General features: G+C 70.9%; 3 protein-coding genes. 1 reads left to right on the top strand and 2 read right to left on the bottom strand.

Features of this window, described 5'->3' with window-relative positions; translation table 11 throughout:
- Window positions 1–171 precede the first annotated feature (171 nt).
- Both AC1DY2_RS16040 and AC1DY2_RS16035 read right to left on the bottom strand, forming a co-directional pair.
- On the bottom strand, window positions 172–969 hold the full coding sequence (locus AC1DY2_RS16040; protein ID WP_476763328.1) for an HAD-IIA family hydrolase: 798 nt from the start codon (window positions 967–969) through the stop codon (window positions 172–174).
- 53 nt (window positions 970–1,022) lie between these two features.
- Window positions 1,023–1,697, bottom strand: coding sequence for a metal-dependent transcriptional regulator (locus tag AC1DY2_RS16035; protein WP_476763327.1), 675 nt, complete (start codon window positions 1,695–1,697; stop codon window positions 1,023–1,025).
- Window positions 1,698–1,867: 170 nt separating this feature from the next.
- Here AC1DY2_RS16035 and AC1DY2_RS16030 point away from each other — a divergent pair, with 170 nt between their 5' ends.
- Window positions 1,868–4,492: a rhamnogalacturonan lyase gene (locus tag AC1DY2_RS16030; RefSeq protein ID WP_476763326.1), complete on the top strand. Its 2,625-nt coding sequence runs from the start codon at window positions 1,868–1,870 to the stop codon at window positions 4,490–4,492.
- Window positions 4,493–4,508: the final 16 nt, after the last annotated feature.

Raw genomic sequence — 4,508 nt, 5'->3', positions numbered from 1 at the left:
CCGTCACCCGGGCCGCGCCAAGCGGCCCGCGATTCAGGCGATCGGCGGCTGCTCAGGCCGAACGGCGCCGAATCGTCCTGAATGGCGGCCGTTCGCCTGAATCCGGACGGCGCGAGCCGACACGGCGGCATCGGCGCGGCCGTGCGACGGCGCCGGGGACTCGCGCAGCCCCTACAGCTCGACCTCGACCGGCTCCGATCGCACGAGCTCGTGCACGCCCGAGAGGATCTCCTCAGGCCGGAACGGGTACCGCTCGATCTCGGCCTGGTCGCTGATGCCCGTGAGCACGAGCACCGTGTGCAGGCCGGCCTCGATGCCGGCGACGATGTCGGTGTCCATGCGGTCGCCGATCATCGCCGTGTTCTCGGAGTGCGCGCCGATCTTGTTGAGCGCCGAGCGGAACATCATCGGGTTCGGCTTGCCCACGACGTAGGGCTCCTTGCCGGTCGCCTTCGTGATGAGCGCGGCGATCGCCCCGGTCGCCGGCAGCGGGCCGTCGGCCGAGGGCCCCGTGGCATCCGGATTCGTCACGATGAACCGGGCGCCGTTGCCGATCAGGCGGATCGCCTTGGTGATCGCCTCGAAGGAGTAGTTGCGGGTCTCGCCGACCACGACGAAGTCGGGCGCGGTCTCGGTCATCACGAAGCCCGCCTCGTGCAGCGCGGTGAGGATGCCGGCCTCGCCGATCACGAACGCCGTGCCGCCGGGCAGCTGCTGCTTGAGGAAGTCGGCCGTCGCGAGCGCGGAGGTCCAGATGCGGTCCTCGGGCACGTGCAGCCCGCTCGCTCGCAGCCGCGCCGAGAGGTCGCGCGCCGTGAAGATCGAGTTGTTCGTGAGCACGAGGTAGGGCGTGCCGGCGTCCTCCCACTGCTGCAGCAGTTCGGCCGCGCCGGGCAGGGCGTGGTTCTCGTGCACGAGCACGCCGTCCATGTCAGTGAGCCAGCACTCGACTTCATCACGTCGTCCCATGCGCCAAGCCTAGGCCGACGAGATGAGCGGTCCATGACCGTCGGATGCAGCGCCTACGCCGTCACCCAGATGGCCTCGGCGGCGGCGCGCGGCAGCGTGTGCGCGGGCGGCTCGCCGGACCCGCCGGCGTCGCCGACGGTCACGTGCACGGATGCCGCCGCGGCATCCGTCACCCGGAGCACGGTGTCGAGGCCGATCCCGGCGTCGTCGAGGTCGCGCAGCACGGCGGGGTCGCGGTCACTGATGCGGACGACGGCACCCGAATGACCCGGGGCGGCATCGGCGAGGAGCACGGCGTCGCGCATCTCGAGGATGCCGGCCGCCGAGGGGATCTGGTCGCCGTGGGGGTCGCGGGCGGGGCGGCCGAGCCGGTCGTCGATGGCCTCGAGCAGCCGGTCGGAGATCGCGTGCTCGAGGATCTCGGCCTCGTCGTGCACCTCGTCCCAGCCGTAACCCATCTCCTGCACGAGCCAGGTCTCGATGAGCCGGTGCCGTCGCACCACCGCAAGCGCGCGCGCCCGACCGGCATCCGTCAGCCGTACCGCGCCGTAGGGCACGTGGGAGACGAGGCCGGCCGCGGCCATCTTCTTCACCATCTCGGTGACCGACGAGGGCGCGACGCCCAGCCGGTCGGCGAGCACCTTGGGGGTGATGGCGTCGGGCTGCCACTCGGTGTGGGCGTACACCGTCTTGAGGTAGTCCTCGATCGCGGGGCTGGTGGCTGGCATCGGCCTCAGGATATCGGGAGGGCTCACCCGCCGCCGCCGGCGCCCCCGACTCTGAATCGTGTCAATTTGTTCGCGAAGGGTTGACCCGTCCCCGTCCGGGGGATACCTTCGACCCTGCACGGAAAGCGCTATCCCACCGACGGGCCATGAGCCCAGAGAAGGATTCGACGATGAATCTCGGTCAACATCCATTCCGCGCTGCACTGGCGGTGGCCGCCGCCGGCTGCCTGATCGCCGGTGCCGCCCAGTCCGCGGCCGCCGCCCCCCTCGACTCCGCCCGAGCGAACGCGGCGACCAACGCGGCGACGAACCCCGCCACCGCCCCGGCCCCCGTGCCCGAGGGCGTGCCCCAGCTCGAGCAGCTCGACCGCGGCCTCGTCGCGGTCTCCACGTCCGAGGGAGTCTTCCTCAGCTGGCGCCTGCTCGCCTCCGAGGCGACCGGCGCGACCGACACCGGCGTCGCCGGTCCCGACTTCGCCGTCTACCGCGACGGCACGAAGATCGCCACGGTCAGCGACAGCACCAACTACGCGGATGCCGCGGGCACGGCGACCGCGCAGTACACGGTGGCCCCCGTGGTGAACGGCATCGAGCTCGAGGCATCCGACGCGGTGTCGGCGTGGGCGCAGGGCTACACCGACCTGCCGCTGAAGAAGCCGGCCGACGGCGTGACGCCGCCGAGCGTCATCCCGAACCAGCCCACGACCTACACGTACTCGGCCAACGACGTCTCAGTCGCCGACGTCGACGGCGACGGCGCCTACGAGTACGTCGTCAAGTGGGACCCGTCGAACTCCAAGGACGTCTCGCAGCGCGGCTGGACCGGGCCCGTCTACCTCGACACCTACGAGCTCGACGGCACCCTGCTGAACCGGCTCGACCTCGGCGTGAACATCCGCGCCGGCGCGCACTACACGCAGTTCCTCGTCTACGACTTCGACGGCGACGGCCGGTCCGAGACCATGCTGAAGACGGCGCCCGGCACGAAGTCGATCACGTACAACGCCGACGGCACGGTCGCGAGCGAGCGGTACATCACGATGCCAGAGGCGGATGTGGCCGCGGGCTACGCGCACACCGACGACTACCGCATGAGCGCCGCCGGCTACGAGCAGCACCTCGTCGAGCTGTTCCAGGGCTGGACCGAGCACCCCGAGGTGGTCGCCGGACACTGGCCGGCGACGCTCGAGCAGGCGTGGGGCATCCCCGTCACGCACGAGTACCCGCTCTCGGAGGCCGACGCCCAGGAGCTCGCCGACTACTTCATCGACGTGTATGCGCCGAGCCGCAGCGCGAACAACAAGCTGCGCGAGTTCGAGGGCTTCATCGTCGACGGTCCCGAGTACCTCACGGTGTTCGACAGCGCCACGGGCGAGGAGCTCCAGACCATCGCCTACCCGACCGGGCGCGGCGACGACGGCCTGCTCTGGGGCGACTACGCGATGTCCCGCATCGAGCCGGGCAACCGGGTCGACCGGTTCCTCTCGGGCGTCGGGTACTTCGACGGCCAGCACCCGTCGGCGGTGTTCGCCCGCGGCTACTACACGCGCACGACGATCACCACGCTCGACTGGGACGGCGAGACGCTGAGCCAGCGGTGGCAGGTCGACAGCGGCCATGTGCCCCTGACGAACCCGTTCAACGACGGACCCCACGGCCGTGACGGCACGAACCCCGAGTTCGCGACGATCACCACGCAGGGCGACCACTCGCTGAGCCTCGCCGACGTCGACGCCGACGGCAAGCAGGAGCTCGTCTACGGCTCGGCGACGATCGACGACGACGGCAGCCTGCTCTACAGCTCGTTCGACGTGCTGCCTCCCGGCAGCGCCAACCCGGGCGCGACCGTGCGCCTCGGCCACGGCGACGCCATGCACGTGACCGACATCGACCCGTCGCGCGACGGCGTCGAGGTGTGGACCGCCCACGAGGGCGCGACGGGCGCCCCCTACGGGTCGGCGATGCGGGATGCCGCGACCGGCGAGGTGCTCTTCGGCGCCTACTCGGGCCGCGACACCGGCCGCGCCATGATCGGCGACGTGCGCAGCGACGTGCCCGGCATCGAGGTCTGGTCGAGCCTGCCCGGCGGCACCGACGCGAGCGGACTGTTGAGCGCCAAGGGCGAGATCCTCTCGACGGCGACGCCCGGCACGAACATGTCGATCCGCTGGGCGGCCGACCTCACGACGCAGATCGTGGGCGGCGGCCTGGCCGGCAACCCGCAGGTGCAGGTGACCCCGACCGTCGACGACTGGACCCGGGGCACCCTGGTCACCGCGACGGGCACGTTCACGAACAACGGCACGAAGGGCAACCCGTCGCTCGTCGCCGACGTGTTCGGCGACTGGCGCGAGGAGCTGCTCCTTCGCACGACCGACTCGAGCGCGCTGCGCATCTATACGAGCACCGAGGTCACGACGCACAAGCTGCCCACGCTCATGCACGACGTGCAGTACCGGGCCGAGACCGCCCGCCAGCAGACGACGTACAACCAGCCGGCGTACACCTCGTTCTACCTGGCGAGCGACATGGACTTCGCGAACGTGCCGATCCTTACCACCCCGGTCACGCCCGGCGAACCGAAGTTCAAGGACCGTCCCGGCACGAAGAAGGACGAGGTCCAGGTGCCGAACGACCGCACCGGCGTCGACTACTACGTCAACGGCGAGCTCGTCACCTCGGCGAACGGCAAGGTCGCGGTCGTCGGCGACGCCACGGTCGTGGCCGTGCCGTCGCCCTGGTACCGCATCGCCGACGGCGCGACGACGGAGTGGACGGTGTCGTTCGACGACTGACCGTCCGTAGGCCCGG

The sequence above is a fragment of the Agromyces sp. P1_H4 genome, from assembly GCF_056405255.1.
Note: the sequence above shows the minus strand (reverse complement) of the source record. Positions and strands in the feature narration are given on the sequence as shown.

Bases quoted from the DNA above. Each gene is read 5' to 3' on its own strand.
- AC1DY2_RS16040 (WP_476763328.1), bottom strand. From the start codon at position 969: ATGGGACGACGTGATGAAGTCGAGTGCTGGCTCACTGACATGGACGGC.
- AC1DY2_RS16035 (WP_476763327.1), bottom strand. From the start codon at position 1,697: ATGCCAGCCACCAGCCCCGCGATCGAGGACTACCTCAAGACGGTGTAC.
- AC1DY2_RS16030 (WP_476763326.1), top strand. From the start codon at position 1,868: ATGAATCTCGGTCAACATCCATTCCGCGCTGCACTGGCGGTGGCCGCC.